Genomic DNA, 22681 nt, shown 5'->3' on the forward strand with positions numbered 1-22681 from the left:
ATCACCCTCTACAGGATCGAGCAGGGGGGTCCGTTTTCACCCGTCGATCAAGGGTCAGTTTTCACCCGTCGTCGACAGCCGTGGCATGCTTCACGAGGAACATCACCCGCCCTCGGCCGCGGGGCAGGAGGCCTGTGCGCGTAGGCCGCCCCGGGCTTGCGTCCAAACGACCGAACCGGACCTAGGTCATGGACTTCGCCTATGTCCGCACCTCGGGCCGGGTTCGTCTACACCGCGTTCATGCTCGCAGCCTTCGATCGTCGCTCGGAACGCGGCACCGACCAAGGCCGTCGAGCTTGGTCGACGAGTCACTGCAGACGGCGTTGCGGCCGCGAGCGCAACCGGCCGTGCGGTGAGCTGATCACCCACGCGGAAGCGTGTTCGCGCGGTCGCAATCCACCTCCCATCACGTTCACCGACCATCTCGCTGTCCAGCGCATCCGGCCCTCGTACGGGGTGGTTGCCGATGCCTACGACACGCGTTGATGGTCGACGCCGAGCAAAGACACCGCCGGCTGCGTCGCGACCGGCACAGCAACCGGCGCCTGCACAGCCGTCGTGGGAGATGACCCAGTGGCAGAGAACCTGGGGCGCTTCAGGCGGCCGTGAACCGGTTGCTGCCGACTCAGATCAGCAGATGTGGGTGTGGTCCCAACCGTGGCGTCCCTGGTGCATTCCGGGGTTGTGGTCGGCGCTGAAGCCCATGGTTTGGGCGCAGGTGCTGACGTGGTCGCCGAAGTCACCCGCCGCCGTGGCTGGTGTCGCCGCGCCCACCGTCAGCACTGCAGCCGCCAGGCCAGTGCCGATGGCAGCAAGCCGGATCATCTGATTGAACATTGCGTATCTCCTCGATCTGTTCATGCGTGCGCAGAGTGCGCCTTGCTCGGTCGTTTGAGGACAGGGGAGCCGGCGATGCCGCGCAGGAGCACGGTTGACGCCAGAAGGAGAAGTGCGATCCACCCTAGTCCGATTGCCAGGGACGCGGATTCATCGAAGCCGCCGGTCAGTGCGCCGTCGATCATGACCCTGGTTCCGCCATATCCGGGAAGCCAGGTCGCCCATGGCGCGGGTTCGCCGCGCAGCATTGGGCTCTGCCCGATGGCCAGGTCGAGGAACGGGATAAGGAAGGCCATGAAGGTGCCACTGACCCGGCCGAAGATCGGGCCGAGGAGGACGCCGATCAGGGCGTAGGTGACGGCGAGCAGCGCGTTGCCGCCGATGTAGACGCCCCAGTTGCTGGCGTCGAACACGGTGGCGGTGACCGCGAGCGAGACCGCGGTGGCGACGGCGGCGGCGGCGAGAACCATGGTCAGGCGGGTGGTCAGCAGCACTGCTGGGCGTTGTCCGGCGAGGGTGAGGCGACGGTCGGCGGCTCGGGCGTCGAGGACGATGAAGATGCCGACGAGGGCGGCCAGCGAGGCGACGGCCACTGGTGCCATGGTTCCGGCGTGGATCTCTGCGGGGTCCACCATGGTCGTGACCTTGGCACCGGCCTCGCGCAGGACGACAGGCGTGTGCCCGTGGGGGGTGATCGCGTCGGACAGCAGGATGAAGACCGCCGGGACGAGCGCGAGCAGGAGCCACAGCACCGGGGTGCGCCTCCAGTCGCGCCATCCCATGCGCAGGCCCGTGAGCAGTTGACTGACCGGTCCCGTGCGGCCGGCGCGGCGTGTGCGCCCGGTGGTCGTGATGCGGGTGATGACCCACAGGGCGAGCGCCAAGGAGGCGAGCACCCAACCCAGTGACAGGGCGAGCTCGTCCGGTCCGCCGTGCCCGGAAGGGAGGGCCACGGTCCACAGCGAGATGAAGTGGGTGGGCAGCAACCGCAGTGCGGGGGACTCGGAGCCGCTGAGGGTGGGGCCGAAGAAGACGTCGAGGATCCAGATGAACATCAGGATCACGGTGCCGTTGACCGCGTTCGGGACCAGGGCGCCCACGACGGCTCCGAGACCGAGGTAGACCACCGCGAACATGGCTGTGCCAGCAGTCACCCGCCACGGGTCGTCGACCTCTCCCCGGAATGTGAGGGCGAGTACCGAGACCAGGGTGGCCATCAGGGCCAGCACAGCGCCGGCCGTCAGCCGTGCACCCGCGAGCCGGACGCGCGACAGCCCGGCCAACGTGAGCCGACGGTCGGTGGTGCGCGCGGAGGAGATCTGGAAGTACATCGCGACCCCGGTCAGGAAGGCGGCCGCCCATCCTGCGGTGACGGTCTCCAGAGCGGGACCACCACCGGTGCCACCCAGCAGCCGGGCGGCGTCGGCCAAAGCCGGGGCAGCGACCACGACGAAGACCACGGGTATGACGGCGAGCAGGACCAGGTTCGGACCGTTCCTGGTGTAGTCGGCCAGGAAGCGTCGAACTAGCAGCGCGGGGGTGGTCATCGTGCCCACGTCCTGCCCTCGCGGATCTCCACGATGCGGTCGAAGCGTGCCTCGTCAACGACGAAGTGGCTGACGATCAGTACCGTCCGGCCGGCGGCGCGACGCTCGTCCACCAGGGTCCAGAACTTCAGGTAGGTGTCCCAGTCGAACCCGGCGTACGGCTCGTCGAGCAGCAGCAGCGCCGGATCGGGCAGCAGCGCCAGGCCCAGGTTGAGCTTGGCCAGGGTGCCGCCGGATAGCTGGTCCGCCCGGGTTGCCGCGAAGCGCTCGAAGCCCAGCGAGTCGTAGATCGACGCCCGGCTCTTCCGCTCCTGCTCCGGGGCCATGCTGTAGGCGCGGCCGAACAGCTCGAAGTGCTCGTCGCAGGTCAGCCGCGGGTAGACCAGCGGCTCCTGGGGGCAGTAGCCGACCTTGCCGCTCCTGGTGACCGTGCCGGTGTCGGCCCGTAGGTCGCCGACCAGGATCCTCATCAGCGTCGACTTCCCAGACCCGTTCTCGCCGACCAGGCCCACGACCTCGCCCTGCTTGAGGGTGATCTCTGCTCCGGTCAGCACCCGGACCCGGCTTCGCGGTGACCACAGGTTGCGTCGGTAGGACTTATCGATCCCGCCCGCGGCGAGGACTGCCGCGTCGCGACTCGCGTCCTGGTCGGCTGCGACCACACGGGAATCCAGGGTCGCTGCTGAGGACGGTCCGGGTCGCGGGTCGTTGGTTGTCCCGGTCTGCAGAACCCGTTCGGTGACCGGCGCCGTTTCCTCGGTGTGAGACGGACCTTGCATGAGGATCACTTCCTCGAACGGGCCATCCGCCGAGACCGGGGCCCGCGGTTGAGTGCTTACTTGTGGTCGTGGCCGCCGGGCATCATGAACATCATCGCGGCCATCATGGCCACGCAGCCCAAGGCCCACAACAGAGCGCCGGACCCCGCCGCTCCGGTGGCGAGCAGGACGATCACGATCGCCACCATCGGGATGCAGCAGATCATCATCATCCACCGGTGGCCGCCGTGTGCGCCATGACTGCTGTGGGGGCTCGCGGGGGTGCGCTCGGCCTCCGGTGTCCCACCTGGGGGCGGGTTCCACAGCGGGCGGTCGGGGCCTGTTGTCGGGCTTGTCATGATGTCTTCTCCTTCAGGGAGGCCGGCACGTGGCCGAGCCGGGCGTAGAGGGGACAGTGCCCGAGCGCTCCGGTGACGACCAGGTCGAGGCCGGCCACCACGAGCACGAGTTCGAGAACCACGGCCAAGGCCGAGGTGGCTCCAGTGAGCAGGACGATTCCGGTCAGGGCGCCGAGGCCGCCGATGACAATGCGAGCCGCTCGTTCGGCGGGCGTGATGTTGGTGCTCCAGCGGGTGGTCATGTCGTCCTCCGACTCGTGATGGGACCGTTGATTTCCTGGTCCACTTCGAGGATCTCGCCGGGGGGTGAAGGTGACGCCAGCCGTCTTGTGAAGGTTCGCTGAAGAAGCGCGCCGGGGTGCGCCGGACGTGGCTGGGGCCCTTGTCGGGCGGACCTTCACAGCGCCGGAGTCATCGTGCGCGAGTGGTGATGGCCAGGTGGCCGGCGCAGCAGGCAGGCAGCTCTTCTCGCAGCAGGTCGAGGGTTTGAGTCGCCTTCTCGATGAAGTCGCCGGTGGGTTGGATGACGTGGCGACGGGGGTGCCGTTTCCAGGCCTCGAGGATGCGGGCGTCGACATCGGCCGCAAGCAGCGCTGACTCGGTCCGCAGCGGGTTCTGGTGGTTGTAGCCCTGGTCGGCCGTGGGCGTACGCAGGTGCAGCACGGCGTCGTACCGCCCCAGCTCGGCGTCCATCGTGGTGGCCGTGGAGGTCCAGAAGTCATCCGGTGGTCCTGGCCAGTACGCGATCCCGTCGACCGAGCCGCGGTCGCACAGGACGATTGCCGGGCGGTGCGCATCTCCGGTGGCCTCCAGCTCCTTCTGGACATGGAAGATCGCCCGTTGGGCGGCGCGCCGGCACTCCGTGTCTTCGTCGCGCGGGAACCCGCCACCGAACACGACACCTGCGGACTCCGGCAGGATCCTGACGTGTCGGCACAGCGAACGGCGTACCAGCTCCAGGACGGCCGTTTTGCCTGCTCCCGGCCCGCCGGTGAGGACCACGCGGCGAGGCGTATGTAGTTGGTTGCACTCACACTCGGCCATGTGCCGCGCCTCCTCACGGGCCGGGAGATCGGTCTGCGGCGAAGTGGCCGAGCCCCCAGTTCTCCATCAGCGCCAGGACGGCGAGTCCCTCGTCGTGGATATGCGCTGGCGCAGCACGTCCCAGTGGTTGTGCAGATGTCGTTGGAGGTAGTCCACGACGTGGCTCATCGGAACGGTCTGCCATGGACCTTGGCCTAATCGCGGACGGGTTGTCAGTCGTGATGGCCCTCGTGTTCGTCAGGGTCTGGGGTCTGCACGGGGGTGCGGTCCCGGTCTGGGTTCGGGTCGTCGTCGCTGATGGCGGGGCCGATGACGAAGGCCGAGAGCGAGAACATCAGCGCGAACACGCCCAGCGCGATGGCGGGTGCCTTCCAAGAGCCGAAGCGACGGTAGAGGCGCCGGAGCAGCGGTAGGGAGAAGACCAGGCCCAAAACGGCGAACAGCACGTTGCCGGTCGCGCCGGTCACCAGCACCGCTCCGCCGAGGATCCCGACGTGGTGCAGCAAGTGGGGCAGCAGGCCCATGATGCCACCGACCACAGCGGTCACCGCACTCCAGACGGTGGCCAGGGCCCCCCGACGCTGGGGATCCTCATCGGCTGCGTGGTCGGCCCTGGGCTCGTCGAGACGGCCGTTCGCTACCTCCCCGCCCGTGGCATGAGGGTCGGACATCGTCACTCCTGTGCCTGGTAGGAAAGCGTGGTCATCATGCCGGTCTCGGCGTGGTAGATGTTGTGGCAGTGGGTTGCCCACTGGCCTGGGTTGTCGGCTTCGAGGTCGACGTCGAGGGTCGCCATCGGGCGCACGATGACGGTGTCCTTGCGGGCCCCGCCGTTCGTCAGGGCGAAGGTGTGGCCGTGCACATGCATGGGGTGGAACATCATCGACCGGTTGACGAACCGCAGCCGCACCCGCTCACCCTGGCTCAACCGCAACGGGTCGGCGTCGGGGAACGTCTTGCCGTTGATGGTCCATCGGTAGGGCGTCATGGTGCCGCCCAGGACCAGGTCGTGGGCTCGGTCGGCCGGTCGTGGGTCCAGGCGGACCGACTCGGCCACCGACACGGCGGTCCCGAGCAGTACCTTGCCCGACAGTTCGCGGACCTTGACGTCGGCAGTGGGTGGGCGACCGGCGCCGGTGCGGATCACGGCCATCGCCTGACCCTGTTTGCCCTCGGCCGAGGCGACCAGTGGGAACACGCCGTCGCCGAGGGTGACGGTGGCGTCGAAGCGCTCGCCCATCCCGATCAGCAGCGCGTCGGTGGGCACCGGCACGACGGGGAAGCCGTCGCTGTGCGTGACGGTCATGCGGTGCCCACCGACGGCGATCCGGAACGCCGTGTCCGAGCCGGCGTTGACGAAGCGGATCCGAACGCGTTGACCCGGCTTCGCCGACAGCGTGGCCGGATCCGCGGGAGTCTTGCCGTTGAGGAGATAGTGCGGGTAGGCGATGTCCCCGGCACCACCCAGCACCGGTGACTGCATGGCCTCCATCCCACCCATCGACCCGCCTATCGAGCCGTGGTCCATCCCCTCCATGCCGCCTATGCCGCCCATGTCATGCATGTTGCCCATGGAGTCATCGCCGCCGGCTTGCTGTAGTTCGGCGAGGACCTGGTCCGGAGTGCGACCGGTCCCGTCGACCCAGTCGTCCAGTACGACGATCCACTCGGCGTCGTACCGTCCCGACTCGTCCGGGTCGTCGACCACCAGGACGCCGTACAGGCCACGGTCCAGCTGAACCCCGGAGTGCGGGTGGTAGAAATAGGTGCCCGGGTGAGGGGCGGTGAACTCGTACCTGAAGGTCCCTCCCGAAGCGATCGGGTCCTGCGTCATGCCCGGTACGCCGTCCATGTCGTTGCGCAGCGCCAGGCCGTGCCAGTGCACGCTCGTGGCGGCGGGGAGCTGGTTGTCGACATCGACGCGGAGCACGTCACCGGCGGTGGCGCGGAGCAGCGGCCCAGGTGCGGTGTCGCCGTAGGCCCACGTGCTCACGGTCCGGCCCCCCAGGTCCAGGGTCAACGGCTGGGGGGTGAGTCGGGCGGTGACGAGCCGACCTCTGGGCTTCCGGCGTGCCGCCTCCGCCGCGGCTACCGCGTCGGCGACGGGGCCGACGGCCGTGCCTGTGGTCCGGCTGCAGGAGGCGAGGCCTCCGAGGGCGGTCACACCTGCGAGTCCGGCGGCTCCGCGGAGGACGGCGCGACGGGTGATCTCAGACAAAGTGGGGCTCCTGAGTCGTCTTCTGCGAGGGCGAGGTGTGCAAGGCGGGAAGGGGACGAGCGTGTTAGTGCACCGAGCCACGCAGCACACTGCTGCGGGCGTGGTACTCGTCCTCGTCGATCTCGCCTCGGGCAAACCGCTCGTCGAGGATCTGCATCGGGTCGCGCCGGTCCGGGGCGGACTCACCGGAGCGCTGGGTGCGGAAGAGGGCAAGGACGGCAAAGACCACCAGCCCCCAGAACGCAACCATGGCCACGGTCATGACGACCCAGCCGCCCCAGCCCATGCCGTCGTGATACCAGCCCATCATCGTCCTCAGCTCCTTCGCGTAGCTTGGTGACTCCCACGATCGCCCGGGCACCACTGGGTCTCGATGGCGTTCATGTGAAGGTTCGCTGAAGAACCTGCCCTCACCGGTGCCGACCTACGGCTGCGGGGCAGCGGACTGCCACCATGGCGGGTATGAGCGAGGACGTCATGGACGAGAAGGGCGGCTCACCGGAAGCGGGGACCGCGGGTGGCCGCCCTCGAACCGGTCTTCGGGCGATGGTGGTCGAGGACGAGACTCAGCTGGCCGGACTCATCGGCAGTTATCTCGAGCGTGACGGCTTCGAGGTGGCTGTAGTCCACGACGGGCTCGAGGCGGTGGAGGCCGCCCGCGCCCTCGACCCGGACGTGGTGGTGCTGGACCTGGGCCTGCCCCGACTGGACGGCGTGGAGGTCTGTCGGCAGCTGCGCACCTTCTCCGATGCCTACGTGGTGATGCTGACAGCCCGCAGCGAGGAGATCGACACACTCATCGGTCTCTCGGTGGGAGCCGACGACTACCTGACCAAGCCGTTCAGCCCCCGGATCCTGATGGCCCGGATCCAGGCCATGCTCCGCAGGCCCCGTCCACTGGGAACCTCGTCCGATGCTCTTGAAGGCGCCCGCACCTTTGGCGCGCTGATCATCGACCCGCTGGGACGCGACGTGTGGCTCGACGGGGAACCACTGGCGCTGACACGCACCGAGTTCGACCTCCTCGCCGCCCTGTCCGAGCGCCCGCGGATGGCATTCAGCCGCCGCCAGCTCATCGACGCCGTCTGGGGGCCCACGTGGGTCGGTGACGAGCACCTGGTCGACGTCCACGTTGGTCACCTGCGCCGCAAGCTGTCCGACGACGCGACCCATGCCCGGTTCATCCGGACGGTCCGCGGCGTCGGCTACCGAATGGGCACAGGGCAGTGACCAGCCCCGCACTGCCGCCGGACATGGCCCGTGCCCGGCCGCGGTTCGCCGCGCGGCTCCTGGTCGCCCAGGCCCTGGTGCTGGTGGCTGGGGCCTTGACCACCTGGCTGGTCGCCTCGGTCGTCGGACCCGGCATCTTCAGCGACCACCTGCAGCAAGCTGGTGACACCCACACCGTCGAGGAGACCCGTCACGTGAAGGAGGCCTTCGGCTCGGCGCTGGTCCTCTCGGTCTCGCTCGCGCTGCTCGCCTCGGTCCTCGCGGCGTTGGCGGTCTCGTGGTACTTCAGCCGCCGGGTGGAGCGCTCGATCGGCAACGTGGCCGTGGCAGCGTCAGAGATCGCCGCCGGCCGGTACGACGCCCGGGTGCCCGACCCGGGCCTGGGCGACGAGTTCGCCTCGCTCGCACTGACCTACAACCGGCTGGCAGCGAGGCTCGAAGCGACTGAGTCGACCAGGCGCAGCATGCTGGCCGACCTGGCCCACGAGATGCGCACGCCACTGGCCACGATCGACGCCCACCTCGAGGCCGTCGAGGACGGCGTCCGAGCCCTGGACGACGACACCCTGAGCATCATCCGCGGGTCGACAGGCCGCCTGCGCCGCCTGGCCGAGGACATGACAGCGGTCTCGCGGGCGGAGGAGGGACTCGACGTCACGCTGCGACCGTTGGCCGCTGCCGACGTGGCTGCCGCGGCCGTCAACGTCGCCCGGGACCGGTACGCCGCCAAGGGGGTGCACCTGCTCACCGAGCTCGCCGATGCCGGCCCGGTCCGCGTCGACGTAGACCGGTTCGGACAGGTGCTCGGCAACCTTCTCGACAACGCCCTGCGTCACACTCCGGCGGGTGGGACCGTGACCCTGGCCTGCCGCAGGGTCGACCATTGGGTGGAGTATCGCGTCGCCGACACTGGTCAAGGGGTGGCGAAGGAGCACCTGCCGCACCTGTTCGATCGGTTCTATCGTGCCGACACCGCCCGCGACCGTGGCCAAGGCGGCTCGGGCATCGGGCTGGCCATTGCCCGGGCAATCGTCGAGGCGCATGGCGGTGGGATCTCGGTGACCAGCGCCGGGCCCGGACTCGGTGCCACGTTCACCGTGCGGCTCCCCGGCCTCCGGTAGTCCTCCGACCCGGACCCCGGGACCACCGGCCGCGCATCTTCAGCGAACCTTCACACAAACTCGCCCCTTTTCACCGAGGACCCCACCGACGCTGGACGGTGTCGAACCGGCGCGCCTTGGGGGAAGCCATGTCATCACCCACGCCGGCACTCGAGCAGGCCGCAAGCAAGCTCCGCACCTGACCCTAAAGGCCGGGAACCGACCTCGATGAAGGTTCGATGAAGGTCTGTCCGACGCCCTTGCATCACTACCCCGGGGGGGTATGGTCGAACCTCAGGCAGACGCCCCCAACCAGGCACAAGCAGAGGATTCCGCGATGGCTGTCGAACCGGGTTACATCACCGAGAAGCAGGCAGTCCTGACGAGGCTGCGCCGCATCGAGGGCCAGATCCGCGGCCTGCAGCGCCTGGTGGACGAGGAGCAGTACTGCATCGACATCCTCACCCAGGTCTCGGCCGCGACGAAGGCCCTCGAAGGCGTCGCACTGCTTCTCCTCGACCAGCACCTCGAGCACTGCCTGACGGACGCCACCAACCCCGCCGAGACCCAGCAGAAGCTCAACGAGGCCTCGGCAGCGATCCGACGACTCGTGCGCTCATGATCGACCCGCCCAACGAAGGAGCACCAATGCCCACGACCGACACCAACCGCGATCTCCCGTTGTTCGACACCGCCGCAAACGGCGGTGGGTGCGGCTGCGGAGGATGCGGCTGCGGAGCCAACACCCAGACCGGAAGTTCCACTGGGACCCACACTGATTCAGCCGCTACCGCCGCTACGAAGGGGAACGCGATGACCACCAACACCTACGCCGTCACGGGCATGACCTGCGGCCACTGCGCCAGCGCCGTCACCAGCGAGCTCAAGAGCCTGGGTGGGGTCAGCGACGTCACCGTGGACCTCGTTGCGGGCGGCACCTCGTCCGTCACGGTCACCAGCGCCGAACCCCTCGAGGAATCGCAGGTGTCCGCCGCCCTCGACGAGGCCGGCGACTACCAGCTCGCCTGAGGATCCCGGCCTTCACCTCGAACCACGATCCCCCGCAGGAGGCAACAATCATGACACTGCAGACCAGCACGCCCGGTGGCCTCAACGACGTTGAGCTCGCAATCGGCGGGATGACCTGTGCCTCCTGCGCCACGCGGATCGAGAAGAAGCTGAACAAGCTCGACGGCGTTTCGGCCACGGTCAACTACGCCACCGAGAAGGCCAAGGTCAGCTACCCGCCCCACCTCACCCCCGCCGACCTCGTCACCGTGGTGGAGGCCACCGGATACAGCGCGACCGCGCCGAGCCCGGCCGCCGGCGATGAAGACACCACGGCCGACACCGAGTCCGACGACCGGGACCGCGAGGCCGCGAGCTGGCGCCAGCGCCTGATCGTGTCGGCCGTGCTCACTGCGCCGGTCCTGGCCATGTCAATGATCCCTGCGCTGCAGTTCGACAACTGGCAGTGGATCTCCCTGACCCTGGCCTCACCCGTCGTGATCTGGGGAGCTTGGCCGTTTCACCGCGCTGCCGTGACCAACGCCCGCCACGGCGCAGCCACAATGGACACCCTCATCTCCGTCGGAGTGTCCGCCGCCTGGCTGTGGTCGCTGTGGGCACTGCTCTTCACCCACGCGGGGATGACCGGGATGCGCATGCCGTTCGACCTCTTCCCCGACGGCGAGGCGGATGTTCACATCTACCTCGAGGTGGCGGCGGCGGTCACCACCTTCATCATCGCCGGCCGCTACTTCGAGGCCCGCGCCAAGCGACAGTCCGGGGCGGCGCTCCGCGCCCTGCTAGACATGGGCGCCAAGGACGTGGCCGTCCTCCGCGACGGCACAGAGGTGCGCGTGCCGGTGAGCCAGCTCGCGGTCGGGGACCGATTCCTCGTCCGCCCCGGTGAGAAGGTCGCCACCGACGGAGTCGTCGAGGACGGCACGTCGGCCGTCGACGCCTCCATGCTCACCGGAGAACCGGTCCCCGTCGAGGTGGGCACCGGTGACGCCGTCGTGGGCGCAACCGTGAACGCCGGCGGACGCCTGGTCGTCCGGGCCACCCGAGTCGGAGCCGACACCCAGCTCGCCCAGATGGCACGGCTGGTCGAGGACGCCCAGAACGGCAAGGCGCAGGTTCAGCGCCTCGCAGACCGGGTGTCGGCGATCTTCGTTCCCATCGTGATCGCTCTCTCCCTGGCCACGCTCGCCGGTTGGCTGCTGACCGGCCACAGCGTCACCGCGGCGTTCACCGCCGCAGTGGCGGTCCTGATCATCGCCTGCCCCTGCGCCCTCGGGCTGGCCACACCCACCGCGCTGCTCGTCGGCACCGGCCGCGGCGCCCAGCTCGGCGTGCTCATCAAGGGCCCCGAGGTGCTCGAGTCCACGCGGGTGGTCGACACCATCGTCCTGGACAAGACCGGCACCGTGACGACCGGACGGATGGAACTCGTCGAGGCCGTCCCCGCCGACGACGTCGACGGCGCCGACCTGCTCCGGCTCGTCGGGGCCCTCGAGAACGCATCAGAACACCCGATCGGTCAAGCCATCGCCACCGGCGCCAGCCAACGACTCGACACGCAGCTGCCCGAAGTCGAGGGATTCACCTCGTCCCAGGGCCTCGGCGTCGCTGGGGTCGTTGACGGCTACGCGGTGGTGGCAGGCCGGCCCGGCTGGCTTGCCCAGGAATGGAGCCAACCCCTCGACCCGCACCTCGCACGGGTGGTCGATGCTGCCGAGCAGGAAGGCCGAACCGTGATCGCCGCAGGCTGGGACGGCGCAGCCCGCGGCGTGCTGGTCGTCTCCGACGCCATCAAGCCCACCAGCGCGCTGGCCGTGACCGAGCTCAAGGAGCTCGGACTGCGGCCGGTGCTGTTGACCGGTGACAACGAACGAGCAGCCCGGGCGGTAGCCGCAGAAGTGGGCATCGACGAAGTCATCGCTGAGGTGCTTCCGGCCGACAAGGTGGCCGTGGTCGAGCGCCTGCAACGTGAGGGCCGCACGGTTGCGATGGTTGGCGACGGCGTGAACGACGCCGCCGCGCTCGCCACCGCGGACCTCGGCATCGCCATGGGCACCGGCACCGACGTCGCCATCGAGGCCTCGGACCTCACCCTCGTCCGCGGCGACCTGCGCGCCGCTGTCGACGCGATCCGGCTGTCCCGTCGCACCCTGCGGACCATCAAGGGGAACCTGTTCTGGGCCTTCGCCTACAACGTCGCGGCACTGCCCTTGGCAGCCCTCGGTCTGCTCAACCCGCTGATCGCCGGCGCCGCGATGGCTTTCTCCTCGGTGTTCGTGGTGTCCAACAGCCTGCGGCTGCGCCGGTTCCAGGCCGTCTCCACGCAATCGACCGAGGCGCCGCACCTCGATCACGACTCGACCAAGACCCAACTTCCCAAAGTGGAGGCACGACGATGACCAGGCACCAACAGCCCACCAGTCATCACGACCACGACGCGCGGCGTGACGGCGGGGCGACGGCCGTACTCGAGGTGTCCGGGGTTCAGTGGGCGACCAGCAAGAACGTCGCCGAGGCCGTGCTGTCACGCCAGCCGGGAGTGCTCACCGCCGACGTCAACCCGGTCGCCCAGACCGCCACCGTCACCTACGATCCGAAACAAACCAGCATCAGCGAGCTGCGGGACTGGATCCGGGAGTGCGGCTTCCACTGCGTGGGGCAGTCTGTTCCCAGCCACGTGTGCGACCCGATGCTCGAACCAGGTCACGACCACCACGTCGACCATGCTCAGCAGGTCGCGCATGGCGATCACGACCCTCATGCCGACCATGACAAGCCCAGCGGCCCCACCGGCCCTGCTTCGCCCGTCTCGTCGCCGCACGACGCGATGGGCCACGGCGGCCACGGGTCCATGTCGATGGCCGACATGGTCCGCGACATGCGCAACCGGTTCCTCGTCGCCGCTCTGCTCTCAGTCCCCATCCTGCTGTGGTCCCCGATCGGGCGGGAGGTGCTCGGCTTCGACACCGTCGCACCGTTCGGTCTCCGCGACGACGTGTTCAGTCTGCTTCTGTCACTACCAGTGGTGTTCTACTCCGCCTGGATCTTCTTCGACGGAGCCTGGCGGGCCCTGCGCGCCCGCACGCTGGACATGATGGTGCTCGTCGCGGTGGCCGTCGGAGCAGGGTGGTTTTACTCGCTCGGGATCACCCTGACCGGTGGCGGCGAGGTGTTCTACGAGGCGGCCACCGTGCTGACCGCGTTCGTGCTGCTCGGCCACTGGTTCGAGATGCGCGCCCGCGGTGGGGCCAACGACGCGATCCGAACCCTCTTGGACCTGGCACCACCCCAAGCCCTCGTCATCCGCGAGGGCCAGCCGGTCGAGATCTCCACGGCGGATGTCGTCGTCGGCGACCTGCTTCTGGTGCGGCCCGGCGCCAAGATCGCAGCCGACGGGGTAGTCGAGGAAGGCGACTCCGACGTCGACGAGGCGATGGTCACCGGAGAGAGCCTCCCGGTGCCCAAGGGGCCGGGCGACCCTGTCATCGGCGCCACCGTCAACACCACCGGGACTCTCCGGGTCCGTGCCACCAAGGTCGGCGCGGACACGGCCCTGGCGCAGATCGTCGCGCTGGTGCAGCAGGCGCAGAACTCCAAGGCGCCGGGACAGCGACTGGCGGACAAGGCGGCGTTCTGGCTCGTCCTGGTGGCCTTGGTCGGCGGGGTCGGGACATTCCTGGTCTGGTTGGCTGCGGGCGCGAGCGTGCAGACCGCGCTGCTGTTCGCGATCACCGTCGTCGTCATCACCTGCCCAGATGCCCTCGGCCTCGCCACGCCGACCGCGATCATGGTTGGCTCCGGACTGGGTGCGAAGCGGGGCATCCTGTTCAAGAACGCCACCGCGATCGAGACCTCAGCCCGGATCGACACCGTCGTGATGGACAAGACCGGCACCCTGACCAAGGGTGAGCCAGAGGTCACCGACGTGGTGGTCGGCCACATCGACCGCGACCGTTTGCTGGCGCTCGCAGGGGCGGTCGAGCGTGAGTCCGAACACCCGCTCGCCCAGGCCGTCGTACGCCACGTCGACGCGACGGACGTACCGCGGCTGCGCGCCACCGGCTTCCGCAACGTCACCGGCATCGGAGCGCTCGCCGAGGTCGACGGACACCAGGTCGCGATCGGCAACCGACGCCTGATGGAATCTGAGGGCATCGCGGTCGGGGACCTCGGAGCGCGGCGCGACGAAATCGCTTCCGGCGGGCGCACGGCGGTGTTCGTCGCAGTCGACGGGATCGTCGCCGGGGTGATCGGGATGGCCGACGCGGTCCGCGAGACCTCGGCCGCGGCCATCACCGCCTTGCACGAGGCCGGAATCCGGGTGGTCATGCTCACCGGCGACAACCAGGCGACCGCCGAGCGGATCGCCGAGGAGCTCGGGATCGACACTGTGATTGCCGAGGTGCTACCCGAGGACAAGGCCCGTCACGTCCAGCGACTGCAGGGCGAAGGGCGCGTCGTCGCGATGGTCGGCGACGGCGTCAACGACTCTCCGTCACTGGTGCAGGCCGACGTCGGCATCGCCGTCGGCGCCGGCACCGACGTCGCCATCGAGGCCGCCGATGTCGTCCTCATGCGGTCCGACCCGCTGGACGTGCCGGTGGCACTGACGATCGGACGGGGCACATTGCGCAAGATGCGGCAGAACCTCGGATGGGCGGTGGGCTACAACGCCATTGCGTTGCCGATCGCGGCCGGGGTCTTCGAGCCTGCGTTCGGGCTGGTGCTGCGGCCCGAGATCGCTGCCCTGTCGATGTCTGGATCGAGCTTCTTGGTGGCCGTCAACGCTTTGATGCTGAAGAGGCTGCCCCTACCGGCGCAGCCCTCCCGTCCCGAACCGGTCCAGGCTGAGCACCTGCAGCCAACGCACTAGGTCGGCGAACTGGCACCGTCGTCTGCCTCCGTGGCAGCAGCGTCGCGAGGTGGGAGACGCAGCAGCCCGGCAACTCGGCTCGCATACCGCCAGGTGAGAACTGGCCCGGCGGCCGGGACCGCCGGGCCGCCAGTTTCTGGTCGAGCTTTCCTCCCCAAGGGGCACGGTGAACTTCAGGACACAAAGCATCCGGGCATCCCAAGCAATAGTTGAGACAATGCACGCGAGGAGGCAATCACGGTCACGAGCAGCGGTCTCCGGGCCGCACTGCGCCCGCCATATGCGGCGGTCATCTTCGACATGGACGGCGTGGTCACCGACACCGCGGCCATCCACGCCGAGGCTTGGCAGCGCCTGTTCGACGAGGTGTTGCGCGATCCTCGCCTAGCGTCCGACGCCGACACAGGTCAGTTCGACCCGCAAGAGGATTACCGCCGATACGTTGACGGCCGGTCGCGTGAGGACGGGGTGCGGACCTTCCTCGCATCCCGGCGACTCAGCGTGCCCGAGGGCATTCAAACCGACGGCACCGACGTGTGGTCCGTGGCGGGACTTGCTGCGCGGAAGAACGCGATCTTCCTCGACCTTCTCGCCAAGCACGAGATCCGGGTGTTCCCCGGTACCCATGCGTTGCTGCGGCGGCTGCGAGAGGGCCACGTCCCAACCGGCCTGGTCACGGCCAGCCGCAACGCGGAGGCGCTCCTGGCTGCCGCAGGTATCACCGACCTTTTCGACGTCGTGGTCGACGGGACGACAGCACACGAGATTGGCCTGGCCGGCAAACCTGACCCGGCGATGTTCAACGAGGCTGCACGTCGGCTCGGCGTGGATCCTGGACGGGCTGCGGTGGTGGAGGACGCAATTGCCGGCGTGCAGGCGGCCCGTCGAGGGGAGTTCGGTCTGGTCGTGGGCGTCGCCCGGCAGGGCAATCGGGCGGGGCTCGAAGCCGCGGGCGCCGACGTTGTCGTCGAAGACGTCAGCCAGCTCGATCTGGGCGTGCGCCGCAACGACCCCTGGCTCGTCACCTTCCAGGGGTTCGACCCCGCCCACGAGGGCCACCGAGAAGCGCTGACCACCCTGGCCAACGGCTACCTGGGAACGCGCGGGGCCGCTCCAGAGACCAGGGCCGACGGCACGCACTACCCGGGCACGTATCTGGCCGGCGTCTACAACCGACTGACCAGCACCATCGAAGGCACGGCGGTGGAGGACGAGCAGATCGTCAACGCCCCCAACTGGCTTCCTCTGGACCTGCGGGTCGACGACGGCGAGTGGTGGTCCGCCGGCGGACTCAGCACCGAAAGCGAGTCGACCGAGCTCCACCTTCGCCGGGGCCTGCTCGTCCGCCGAGTTCTCCTGACCGACCGGCGAGGTCGCCGGTTGCGCCTGGTCCAACGCCGGCTGGTCTCGCTGGTCAGGTGCCACATTGCGGCCCTAGAGACCACGCTGGTCGCCGAGGGATGGAACGGGACGGTCACGATCCGGTCGGGCATCGACGCCACTGTCACCAACGCAGGCGTCGCGGAGTTTCGTGCCCTGGCCAACCGTCACCTCATGGGCGTCCAAGGAGCACCGGTTGATCCCCATCTTCTCGTGGTCGAGGCCGAAACGACCGCGAGCGGGATCCGGATCGCCACCGCCGTCCGCACTCGCGTCAACGGCAGCAGACGGAGTCCACTGACTCACGTGCAGGCGGTCCCGGGTTTCCATGCCCATGAGTTCACTCTCGACATGACCGATGGCCAGGCTGTGAGCGTCGAGAAGACCGCAGCCATCGTGACCTCGAAGGACTCCGCGGTTGCGTCTCCGCGGGAGGGTGCCCTCGCGGAACTCGCCCGCGCCCCCGAGTGGTTCGGCGAGCTCCTGGCCGAGCATGAGGCCGACTGGGCCCAGCTGTGGAAGCGGTTCGCTGTCACGGTCGACGGACTCGACGCGCAGGACAGCATGATCCTCAACCTCCACTTGTTCCACCTGGCGCAGACCTTCACCCAACACACGGCCCAGCTGGACGCCGGTGTAACGGCACGCGGCCTGCACGGCGAGGGCTACCGGGGACATGTGTTCTGGGACGAGCTCTTCGTCCTGCCACTGCTCACCACCCAGGCGCCGGCGGTGTCGCGGGCCCTGCTGGAGTACCGGTGGCGCCGCCTCCCCGCAGCCAGGCACACTGCGTCCCGGTTGGGGCTGGCCGGCGCCGTGTTCCCCTGGCAGAGCGGCAGTGACGGGCGGGAAGAGACACCGGACCGGTTGTTCAACCCGCGGTCGGGGCGCTGGATGCCGGACAATTCTTGGCGGCAGCGGCACGTCGGCCTCGCCGTCGCCTTCAACGCCTGGCAGTACTACGCGGCCACGGCGGACCTGACCTGGCTGGCCGAACGTGGCGGCGAGCTGATCATCGACGTGGCCAGAGCGTTCGTCTCCATGGCCCGGTACGACCCGGTCGGCGAGCGCTTCCACATTGAAGGGGTGATGGGACCCGACGAGTATCACGACGGATACCCCGACACCCCCGGCTCCGGCCTGAGGGACAACGCCTACACCAACGTCCTGACAGCCTGGGTGTGCAGCCGGGCACTCGACGTACTCGGACTGCTCCGCGGCCAGGCCTGTGACGAGCTCATGTCTGCACTCCAAGTGGAGCCCGACGAACCGGCCCGGTGGGAGCATCTCAGCAGAAGGCTGACGGTCCCGATCCACGACGGCATCATCAGCCAGTTTGACGGCTACCAGGACCTCGCCGAGCTCGACTGGGAGCGCTACCGCTCCGCCCACGGCAACATCGGCCGGCTCGATCTCATCCTCGAGGCCGAGGCAGACACCACCAACCGCTACAAACTGGCCAAGCAGGCCGACGTCCTCATGCTCGTGTACCTGCTGGACGTCGACGACCTCCTCGGTGTGCTGTCGACGCTCGGCTATTCCATGACCGAGCAGGATCTGGCTCGCACCGTCGACCACTATCTGGCGCGCACCGCCCACGGCTCCACCTTGAGTCGCGTGGTCCACACTTCGGTCCTGGCAAGGTTCGACCCTGACCGGGCCTGGGCGCTGTTCCGCGAAGCACTGGTGGCCGACCTCGATGACACTCAGGGCGGCACCACCAAGGAAGGCGTGCACCTCGGAGCCATGGCGGGGACCGTCGACATCGTGCGCACTACCTTCGCTGGCCTCCGCATCTCGGAGCGGGAACTCACGGCAACGCCCTGCCTGCCCCCCGAGATCGAGGCGGTGTCATTCAGGATCCACTACCAAGGCCACCACGTCACGCTTCATGTCAGTGAGGGCGGTGTCCAGTTCGACGCCCACGATTGCGTGACCCCGCATCCGTTGCGCGTGGGCACCAACGGCACCGCAACGGTGCTCCAGCCCGGAGCCTCCCGACACCTGCACAGTCCGCCTGGCACCGCGGCGAACCGCAACGAACGTGGAGCCGATCCGTCCCAGGGAACCATCGACTAAGCCTGTCCTGGTCCAGTTGGGCATCTTCGCTGAGGATGAGGTTCCCGGCTTGATCGAGGCCCCCACCCGGTTCTCGCGGGACATCGCCCGCGTCGCAGACGACGAGCACCTGCTGATGATGAGCAGCGACATCGCTCATGCCGTCATTGGGCTGGTGCTGTTGATAGGCATCTTGGTGCTGAACATCTACAAGCCCAACGGGTTGACCCGCTACGGCTGGCGGAAGGAGCGTGCGGAGCGGGCGCACGCGCCGGGACGCCGGACCGCGGCCAGCACTTGATCAACGCGGCCTTCAGCCGCCGCTCTCTCACGCGCTGGTGCACCCGGTTAGCGCGGTCGGATCCACCGCGTTGGTGCGACGCTCGGCTTCCCCATCCTCCCGCGACTCATTCACAGCACGCGGGACCATGTTTCGCCGTCATCGCTGGACTGGAAGACGGCCGTCTCGGTTGCGGCGTACCAGCCCTGGTCGCTGATGGTGAACGCGGCCGGTTGACCATCGATCGAGCCGACCTCTCGCCAGGTTCGAGCGTCGGCGCTGACCTGGACGACGCCGTTGGGGTCGATACCGGCCAGGGTCCCGTCCGCAGTGGTGTCGAGGTACATCATGGTCGGTCCGCCGAGCTCACGGGTCTCGCCGGACCCGGCGTCGATGCTGACGAGTCGGCCGTTGCCGTTGGTCGCGGTCAGCGAGACATTCTCATCGACGGCCGCGACGCTGATCAGGGGGCCCTGGAACACCTCGTCAAAGCTCTTCCGATCCTCCGTTCGCAGCAGGCGGCCTGAGGTGGCGTCGTATGCGTAGAGGGCATCACCGGCGGGCTCGAGTATATGGAAGTCCGCCTCGCCTTGGAGGGCGAGCGGCGTCCAGGTCTTTCCGGCATCCGTGGACTCGATCAGGCCCAGGTGAGCGGGCAGGTCCTCAGTGAGGTCCGGGTGCCCGCTTCCGAGGAAGTGGCCGGGGCCGACGACGGTGAACGCCATCGTGTCCTGATACCGGTCGGCGACGCGGCTCGGCCGGCCGCTCTCGTCAACGTGGAAGAGGCCGAAGTGGGTGGCGACGTAGAGGCTGTCGTCGGCCGGGTCGACGCCGAGACCATGGATGTGGCCGACGCTCGTGTCCTCATCGGCGGTGGGCGCTGTCGTTGTGGTGTCCTTCGCGCAGGCGGCCGTGACGAGAGCGGCGCCGAGGAGGACGGCAGTGAGGGCGGCGTTGGGTCGGCTCATGGCAGCTCCGAGGTGAGGATTTGGTGCCGGACAGGCGGACTAGCTCCGGCCTGCCCGGCTCCAGGAACGAGATCAGGACTTCAACAGGTCCTGCATTGTCTGGATCTCCTCCGCCTGCGTCGTTTCTATCTCCTCGGCCATCGCGACCGCATCGGGGAACTCACCGTCGGACTGCTCGGTCTGGGCCATCTCGATCGCACCCTCGTGGTGCTCGATCATCATGGTGAGGAACATCTGGTCGAACCCGGCGCCGGATGTCGCCTCAAGGTCGGCCATCTCGTCGTCGGTCATCATCCCAGTCATGTCGTCGGAGGACATGTCGCCGTGATCCATGCCCGACATGCCCTCGTCGGGGACGTCTTCGCCCCATGACTCCAGCCAGCCGGTCATGGTCTCGATCTCGGGACCTTGCGCTGCCTCGATGTCGGTGGCGAGCTCCTTGACCTCCTCGCTTCCCGCGCGTGATTCGGCGAGTTCTGCCATCTCGATGGCCTGCTGGTGGTGGGGGATCATCTCTTGGGCGAATGTGACGTCGGCGTCGTTGTGCCCGCCGGCGGTATCAGCCTCATCCTCGTTGCCACAGGCTGCGAGGGTGAACAACGACGCCGCTAGGACGGCGGTGATCAGCGACTTGCGCATGAGTGTTTCTCCATCTGTGTGATCGGGTGTCTGGGCAGGCGAAACTCGAGCCGCCCAAAGGGTGGGCGCCTCGTGGCGGATGCCTGTCAGCAGCGGATCACGCAGAGCATGCCGAGGTCCGGCGGGTCGCGGTCGCGCCCGATGAACAGCGGGGGCTGCCACGCGGGCAGCAGGGTGCGGGGGATGCGGACGCCCCTACGTGCGAGCAGAAGGGCGACTCCGAGTAGTAGACCGGCCAGCACGGCTAGGCAGAGGCCGAGTACCCCCGCGCCGCTCTCGCTGACGGGCTCCCCAGAATCCCATCCCGCTGCGTGACCCGCGACGATCTGTTCGGAGGTATCCGGGGCACTGGCGGCCCGTCCGGAGTGGTCATGCCGGGTGGGGTCGCTCGCGGCGATCATGACGTTCGCGCTCTCGGGCATCGCTCCCATGGAGTGAGCGCCGGTATGGGAACCCCAGCCGTGCATGGAAAGGAGACCGAACAGCGCGACGGCCACCGCGGCGAGCGCGAAGGGCGCGCCAGATGCCCGGGTCGATGCTCGGTTCCTCACGAACTTGATCTTAGGCAGCACTTGGTCATCGGTCCCCCGCGCTGCCCGCGTGCTCGAGCCCGACCAATGCGAACTCTGAATCCGCATCGCTGGGACCATCCTCATCGCGATCGCTCGGCGTCACCGTCGGCCACGTCGCGTGCTTGCCTGGGCTGACGCTCATAGACACCCGCGCATCGACAGATTCAGAAAGCCGGGCGCAGAGCGCGGCCGCCGGCTGGCACACCCGGGAACCCCCCGCTTGCGACACATTCGTCGTGTAACTGACAGTTTATCTCGCGTTACTGACATTTTTCATTGACGCAGGCACTGAGCTCAGCCCTGGGCCATGTCCACGAAGCGCGAGTAGTGGCCCTGGAAGGCGACGGTGAGGTCGCGGGTGGGGCCGTTGCGGTGCTTGGCCACGATCAGGTCGGCCTCGCCGGGGCGGGTCGACTCCTTCTCGTAGACGTCGTCGCGGTGGAGCAGGATCACCATGTCGGCGTCCTGCTCGAGCGAGCCGGACTCACGCAGATCGCTCATCATCGGGCGCTTGTCGCCGCGCTGCTCGGGACCACGGTTGAGCTGGGAGAGCGCGATGATCGGCAGCTCGAGCTCCTTGGCGAGGAGCTTGATGTTGCGGGAGAACTCCGAGACCTCGAGCTGACGGGACTCGACCTTCTTGCCCGAGCTCATCAGCTGCATGTAGTCGATGACGATGAGCTTGAGGTCGTGGCGCTGCTTGAGCCGGCGGGCCTTGGCGCGGATCTCCATCATCGTCATGTTGGGGCTGTCGTCGATGAACATCGGCGCACCGGAGACCTGGCCCATCTTGCGGGCGAGCTTCTCCCAGTCGTCGTCGCGCATCGTGCCGTTGCGGATGTGGTTGAGCGGGACCTTCGCCTCGGCCGAGAGCAGACGCATCATGATCTCCGAGCGCGTCATCTCGAGGCTGAAGAAGCAGCTGGTCAGGTTGTTGTGGATCGACGCGGCGCGGCAGAAGTCGAGGGCCAGCGTCGACTTACCCATCGCGGGGCGCGCCGCGACGATGATCATCTGGCCGGAGTGGAGGCCATTGGTCAGGTCGTCGAGGTCGGCGAAGCCGGTGGGCACGCCGTAGAGACCGGCCTCGCGGTTGCCGATCATCTCGATCTCGTCGAGGACGCCGCTCATGATGTCGCTCAGCGGCGCGTAGTCCTCGGTCGCGCGACGATCGGTGACCTTGTAGACCTCGGCCTGGGCGCTGTCGACGACGTCGTCGATCTGCCCCTCGCCGGCGTAGCCGAGCTGCGCGATGCGGGTGCCGGCCTCCACCAGGCGGCGCAGCACCGCCTTGTCGCGCACGATCTCGGCGTAGTAGCCGGCGTTGGCCGCGATCGGCACGTTGGCCGACAGCGTGTGGAGGTAGGGAGCGCCACCGATGCGCTGCAGCTCGCCGCGCTTGACCAGCTCGGCCGCGACGGTGATCGGGTCGGCCGGCTCCCCGCGGCCGTAGAGGTCGATGATCGCGTCGTGGATGACCTCGTGGGCGGGCCGGTAGTAGTCGACGCCCTTGATGGTCTCGACGACGTCGGCGATCGCGTCCTTGGACAGCAGCATCGAGCCGAGCACGCTCTGCTCCGCGGCGTTGTCCTGCGGAGGCGTCCGGTCACCCGCCGAACGGGGCGACTCACCGGGTTCGTAGGCCGCGGGACCGTCGCCCCATGCCTCGTCGGTGTCCCCCTGGAAGGTGACGCTCACCGGTGCTCCCTTCGCCGCGCTGCCCACGGGTCCGACGCTAGGGACGACCACCGACACTGGTGCGACGTCGTGATGACGTCGAGTGAGTGTCGTG

The 22681-nt window shown here is 68.4% G+C and carries 21 protein-coding genes; 8 read left to right on the plus strand and 13 right to left on the minus strand.

The features are described 5' to 3' along the window. Nucleotides 1–630: 630 nt before the first annotated feature. From EUA06_RS19975 to EUA06_RS20015, 9 genes are all read right to left on the minus strand, one after another. On the minus strand, nucleotides 631–837 hold the full coding sequence (locus tag EUA06_RS19975) for a hypothetical protein (protein ID WP_129479087.1): 207 nt from the start codon (nucleotides 835–837) through the stop codon (nucleotides 631–633). Nucleotides 838–857: 20 nt separating this feature from the next. After that, the gene (locus EUA06_RS19980) at nucleotides 858–2384 is read right to left on the minus strand and encodes an ABC transporter permease (RefSeq protein WP_129479088.1); all 1527 of its coding nucleotides are present in this window, start codon (nucleotides 2382–2384) and stop codon (nucleotides 858–860) included. After that, entirely contained in the window at nucleotides 2381–3046 is a 666-nt protein-coding gene (locus tag EUA06_RS19985) for an ATP-binding cassette domain-containing protein (protein WP_242498268.1), read from the minus strand. Before EUA06_RS19985 ends, EUA06_RS19980 begins: the two co-directional genes overlap by 4 nt. A gap of 173 nt (nucleotides 3047–3219) precedes the next feature. Further along, complete coding sequence (locus EUA06_RS19990; protein ID WP_129479092.1) at nucleotides 3220–3501, minus strand: hypothetical protein; 282 nt, start codon at nucleotides 3499–3501, stop codon at nucleotides 3220–3222. After that, on the minus strand, nucleotides 3498–3743 hold the full coding sequence (locus EUA06_RS19995; RefSeq protein ID WP_129479094.1) for a YgaP family membrane protein: 246 nt from the start codon (nucleotides 3741–3743) through the stop codon (nucleotides 3498–3500). The genes EUA06_RS19990 and EUA06_RS19995 overlap by 4 nt, the downstream gene beginning before the upstream one ends. A 169-nt stretch (nucleotides 3744–3912) precedes the next feature. Then, nucleotides 3913–4545 carry an ATP/GTP-binding protein gene (locus EUA06_RS20000; RefSeq protein WP_129479096.1) on the minus strand — a complete coding sequence of 211 codons (633 nt, stop codon included), beginning with the start codon at nucleotides 4543–4545 and terminating at the stop codon, nucleotides 3913–3915. A 212-nt stretch (nucleotides 4546–4757) separates the two neighbouring features. Next, the gene (locus tag EUA06_RS20005; protein ID WP_207208460.1) at nucleotides 4758–5093 is read right to left on the minus strand and encodes a hypothetical protein; all 336 of its coding nucleotides are present in this window, start codon (nucleotides 5091–5093) and stop codon (nucleotides 4758–4760) included. Nucleotides 5094–5218: 125 nt separating this feature from the next. Further along, complete coding sequence (locus EUA06_RS20010) at nucleotides 5219–6763, minus strand: multicopper oxidase family protein (RefSeq protein WP_129479098.1); 1545 nt, start codon at nucleotides 6761–6763, stop codon at nucleotides 5219–5221. A 64-nt stretch (nucleotides 6764–6827) separates the two neighbouring features. Further along, nucleotides 6828–7073 (minus strand): SHOCT domain-containing protein, encoded by a 246-nt coding sequence (locus tag EUA06_RS20015; RefSeq protein WP_129479100.1) that lies wholly within the window; start codon nucleotides 7071–7073, stop codon nucleotides 6828–6830. Nucleotides 7074–7225: 152 nt separating this feature from the next. Between EUA06_RS20015 and EUA06_RS20020 the strand changes: the two genes are divergently transcribed. From EUA06_RS20020 to EUA06_RS20055, 8 genes are all read left to right on the plus strand, one after another. After that, complete coding sequence (locus EUA06_RS20020) at nucleotides 7226–7993, plus strand: response regulator (protein WP_479724677.1); 768 nt, start codon at nucleotides 7226–7228, stop codon at nucleotides 7991–7993. Beyond that, nucleotides 7990–9114, plus strand: coding sequence for a sensor histidine kinase (locus EUA06_RS20025; RefSeq protein ID WP_242498269.1), 1125 nt, complete (start codon nucleotides 7990–7992; stop codon nucleotides 9112–9114). The genes EUA06_RS20020 and EUA06_RS20025 overlap by 4 nt, the downstream gene beginning before the upstream one ends. Before the next feature lie 316 nt (nucleotides 9115–9430). Beyond that, nucleotides 9431–9715: a metal-sensitive transcriptional regulator gene (locus tag EUA06_RS20030; RefSeq protein WP_129479102.1), complete on the plus strand. Its 285-nt coding sequence runs from the start codon at nucleotides 9431–9433 to the stop codon at nucleotides 9713–9715. 191 nt (nucleotides 9716–9906) lie between these two features. Next, nucleotides 9907–10122, plus strand: coding sequence for a heavy-metal-associated domain-containing protein (locus EUA06_RS20035; RefSeq protein WP_129479104.1), 216 nt, complete (start codon nucleotides 9907–9909; stop codon nucleotides 10120–10122). A 50-nt stretch (nucleotides 10123–10172) separates the two neighbouring features. Next, the gene (locus EUA06_RS20040) at nucleotides 10173–12518 is read left to right on the plus strand and encodes a heavy metal translocating P-type ATPase (RefSeq protein WP_129479106.1); all 2346 of its coding nucleotides are present in this window, start codon (nucleotides 10173–10175) and stop codon (nucleotides 12516–12518) included. Beyond that, complete coding sequence (locus tag EUA06_RS20045) at nucleotides 12515–14992, plus strand: heavy metal translocating P-type ATPase (protein WP_129479108.1); 2478 nt, start codon at nucleotides 12515–12517, stop codon at nucleotides 14990–14992. The genes EUA06_RS20040 and EUA06_RS20045 overlap by 4 nt, the downstream gene beginning before the upstream one ends. Before the next feature lie 291 nt (nucleotides 14993–15283). Further along, complete coding sequence (locus EUA06_RS20050; RefSeq protein ID WP_277985688.1) at nucleotides 15284–18451, plus strand: beta-phosphoglucomutase family hydrolase; 3168 nt, start codon at nucleotides 15284–15286, stop codon at nucleotides 18449–18451. A 49-nt stretch (nucleotides 18452–18500) separates the two neighbouring features. Continuing rightward, nucleotides 18501–18731 carry a hypothetical protein gene (locus EUA06_RS20055; RefSeq protein WP_207208461.1) on the plus strand — a complete coding sequence of 77 codons (231 nt, stop codon included), beginning with the start codon at nucleotides 18501–18503 and terminating at the stop codon, nucleotides 18729–18731. 110 nt (nucleotides 18732–18841) lie between these two features. On the opposite strand, the gene EUA06_RS20060 is transcribed toward EUA06_RS20055, so the two are convergent. From EUA06_RS20060 to dnaB, 4 genes are all read right to left on the minus strand, one after another. Next, nucleotides 18842–19678, minus strand: coding sequence for a F510_1955 family glycosylhydrolase (locus tag EUA06_RS20060; protein WP_129479111.1), 837 nt, complete (start codon nucleotides 19676–19678; stop codon nucleotides 18842–18844). Between the two features lie 72 nt (nucleotides 19679–19750). Next, the gene (locus EUA06_RS20065) at nucleotides 19751–20317 is read right to left on the minus strand and encodes a DUF305 domain-containing protein (protein ID WP_129479113.1); all 567 of its coding nucleotides are present in this window, start codon (nucleotides 20315–20317) and stop codon (nucleotides 19751–19753) included. 86 nt (nucleotides 20318–20403) lie between these two features. Further along, nucleotides 20404–20868: a DUF6153 family protein gene (locus EUA06_RS20070; RefSeq protein ID WP_242498270.1), complete on the minus strand. Its 465-nt coding sequence runs from the start codon at nucleotides 20866–20868 to the stop codon at nucleotides 20404–20406. A gap of 315 nt (nucleotides 20869–21183) precedes the next feature. Further along, nucleotides 21184–22587, minus strand: a complete 1404-nt coding sequence (gene dnaB / locus EUA06_RS20075; RefSeq protein ID WP_207208462.1) for a replicative DNA helicase — start codon at nucleotides 22585–22587, stop codon at nucleotides 21184–21186. Nucleotides 22588–22681: the final 94 nt, after the last annotated feature.

The sequence above is a fragment of the Nocardioides glacieisoli genome (assembly GCF_004137245.1).
Classification (GTDB): domain Bacteria; phylum Actinomycetota; class Actinomycetes; order Propionibacteriales; family Nocardioidaceae; genus Nocardioides; species Nocardioides glacieisoli.

Bases quoted from the DNA above. Each gene is read 5' to 3' on its own strand.
- EUA06_RS19995 (WP_129479094.1), bottom strand. From the start codon at position 3,743: ATGACCACCCGCTGGAGCACCAACATCACGCCCGCCGAACGAGCGGCT.
- EUA06_RS19990 (WP_129479092.1), bottom strand. From the start codon at position 3,501: ATGACAAGCCCGACAACAGGCCCCGACCGCCCGCTGTGGAACCCGCCC.
- EUA06_RS20000 (WP_129479096.1), bottom strand. From the start codon at position 4,545: ATGGCCGAGTGTGAGTGCAACCAACTACATACGCCTCGCCGCGTGGTC.
- EUA06_RS19975 (WP_129479087.1), bottom strand. From the start codon at position 837: ATGTTCAATCAGATGATCCGGCTTGCTGCCATCGGCACTGGCCTGGCG.
- EUA06_RS20060 (WP_129479111.1), bottom strand. From the start codon at position 19,678: ATGAGCCGACCCAACGCCGCCCTCACTGCCGTCCTCCTCGGCGCCGCT.
- EUA06_RS20045 (WP_129479108.1), top strand. From the start codon at position 12,515: ATGACCAGGCACCAACAGCCCACCAGTCATCACGACCACGACGCGCGG.
- EUA06_RS20065 (WP_129479113.1), bottom strand. From the start codon at position 20,317: ATGCGCAAGTCGCTGATCACCGCCGTCCTAGCGGCGTCGTTGTTCACC.
- EUA06_RS19980 (WP_129479088.1), bottom strand. From the start codon at position 2,384: ATGACCACCCCCGCGCTGCTAGTTCGACGCTTCCTGGCCGACTACACC.
- EUA06_RS20035 (WP_129479104.1), top strand. From the start codon at position 9,907: ATGACCACCAACACCTACGCCGTCACGGGCATGACCTGCGGCCACTGC.
- EUA06_RS20015 (WP_129479100.1), bottom strand. From the start codon at position 7,073: ATGATGGGCTGGTATCACGACGGCATGGGCTGGGGCGGCTGGGTCGTC.
- EUA06_RS20040 (WP_129479106.1), top strand. From the start codon at position 10,173: ATGACACTGCAGACCAGCACGCCCGGTGGCCTCAACGACGTTGAGCTC.
- EUA06_RS20020 (WP_479724677.1), top strand. From the start codon at position 7,226: ATGAGCGAGGACGTCATGGACGAGAAGGGCGGCTCACCGGAAGCGGGG.
- EUA06_RS20030 (WP_129479102.1), top strand. From the start codon at position 9,431: ATGGCTGTCGAACCGGGTTACATCACCGAGAAGCAGGCAGTCCTGACG.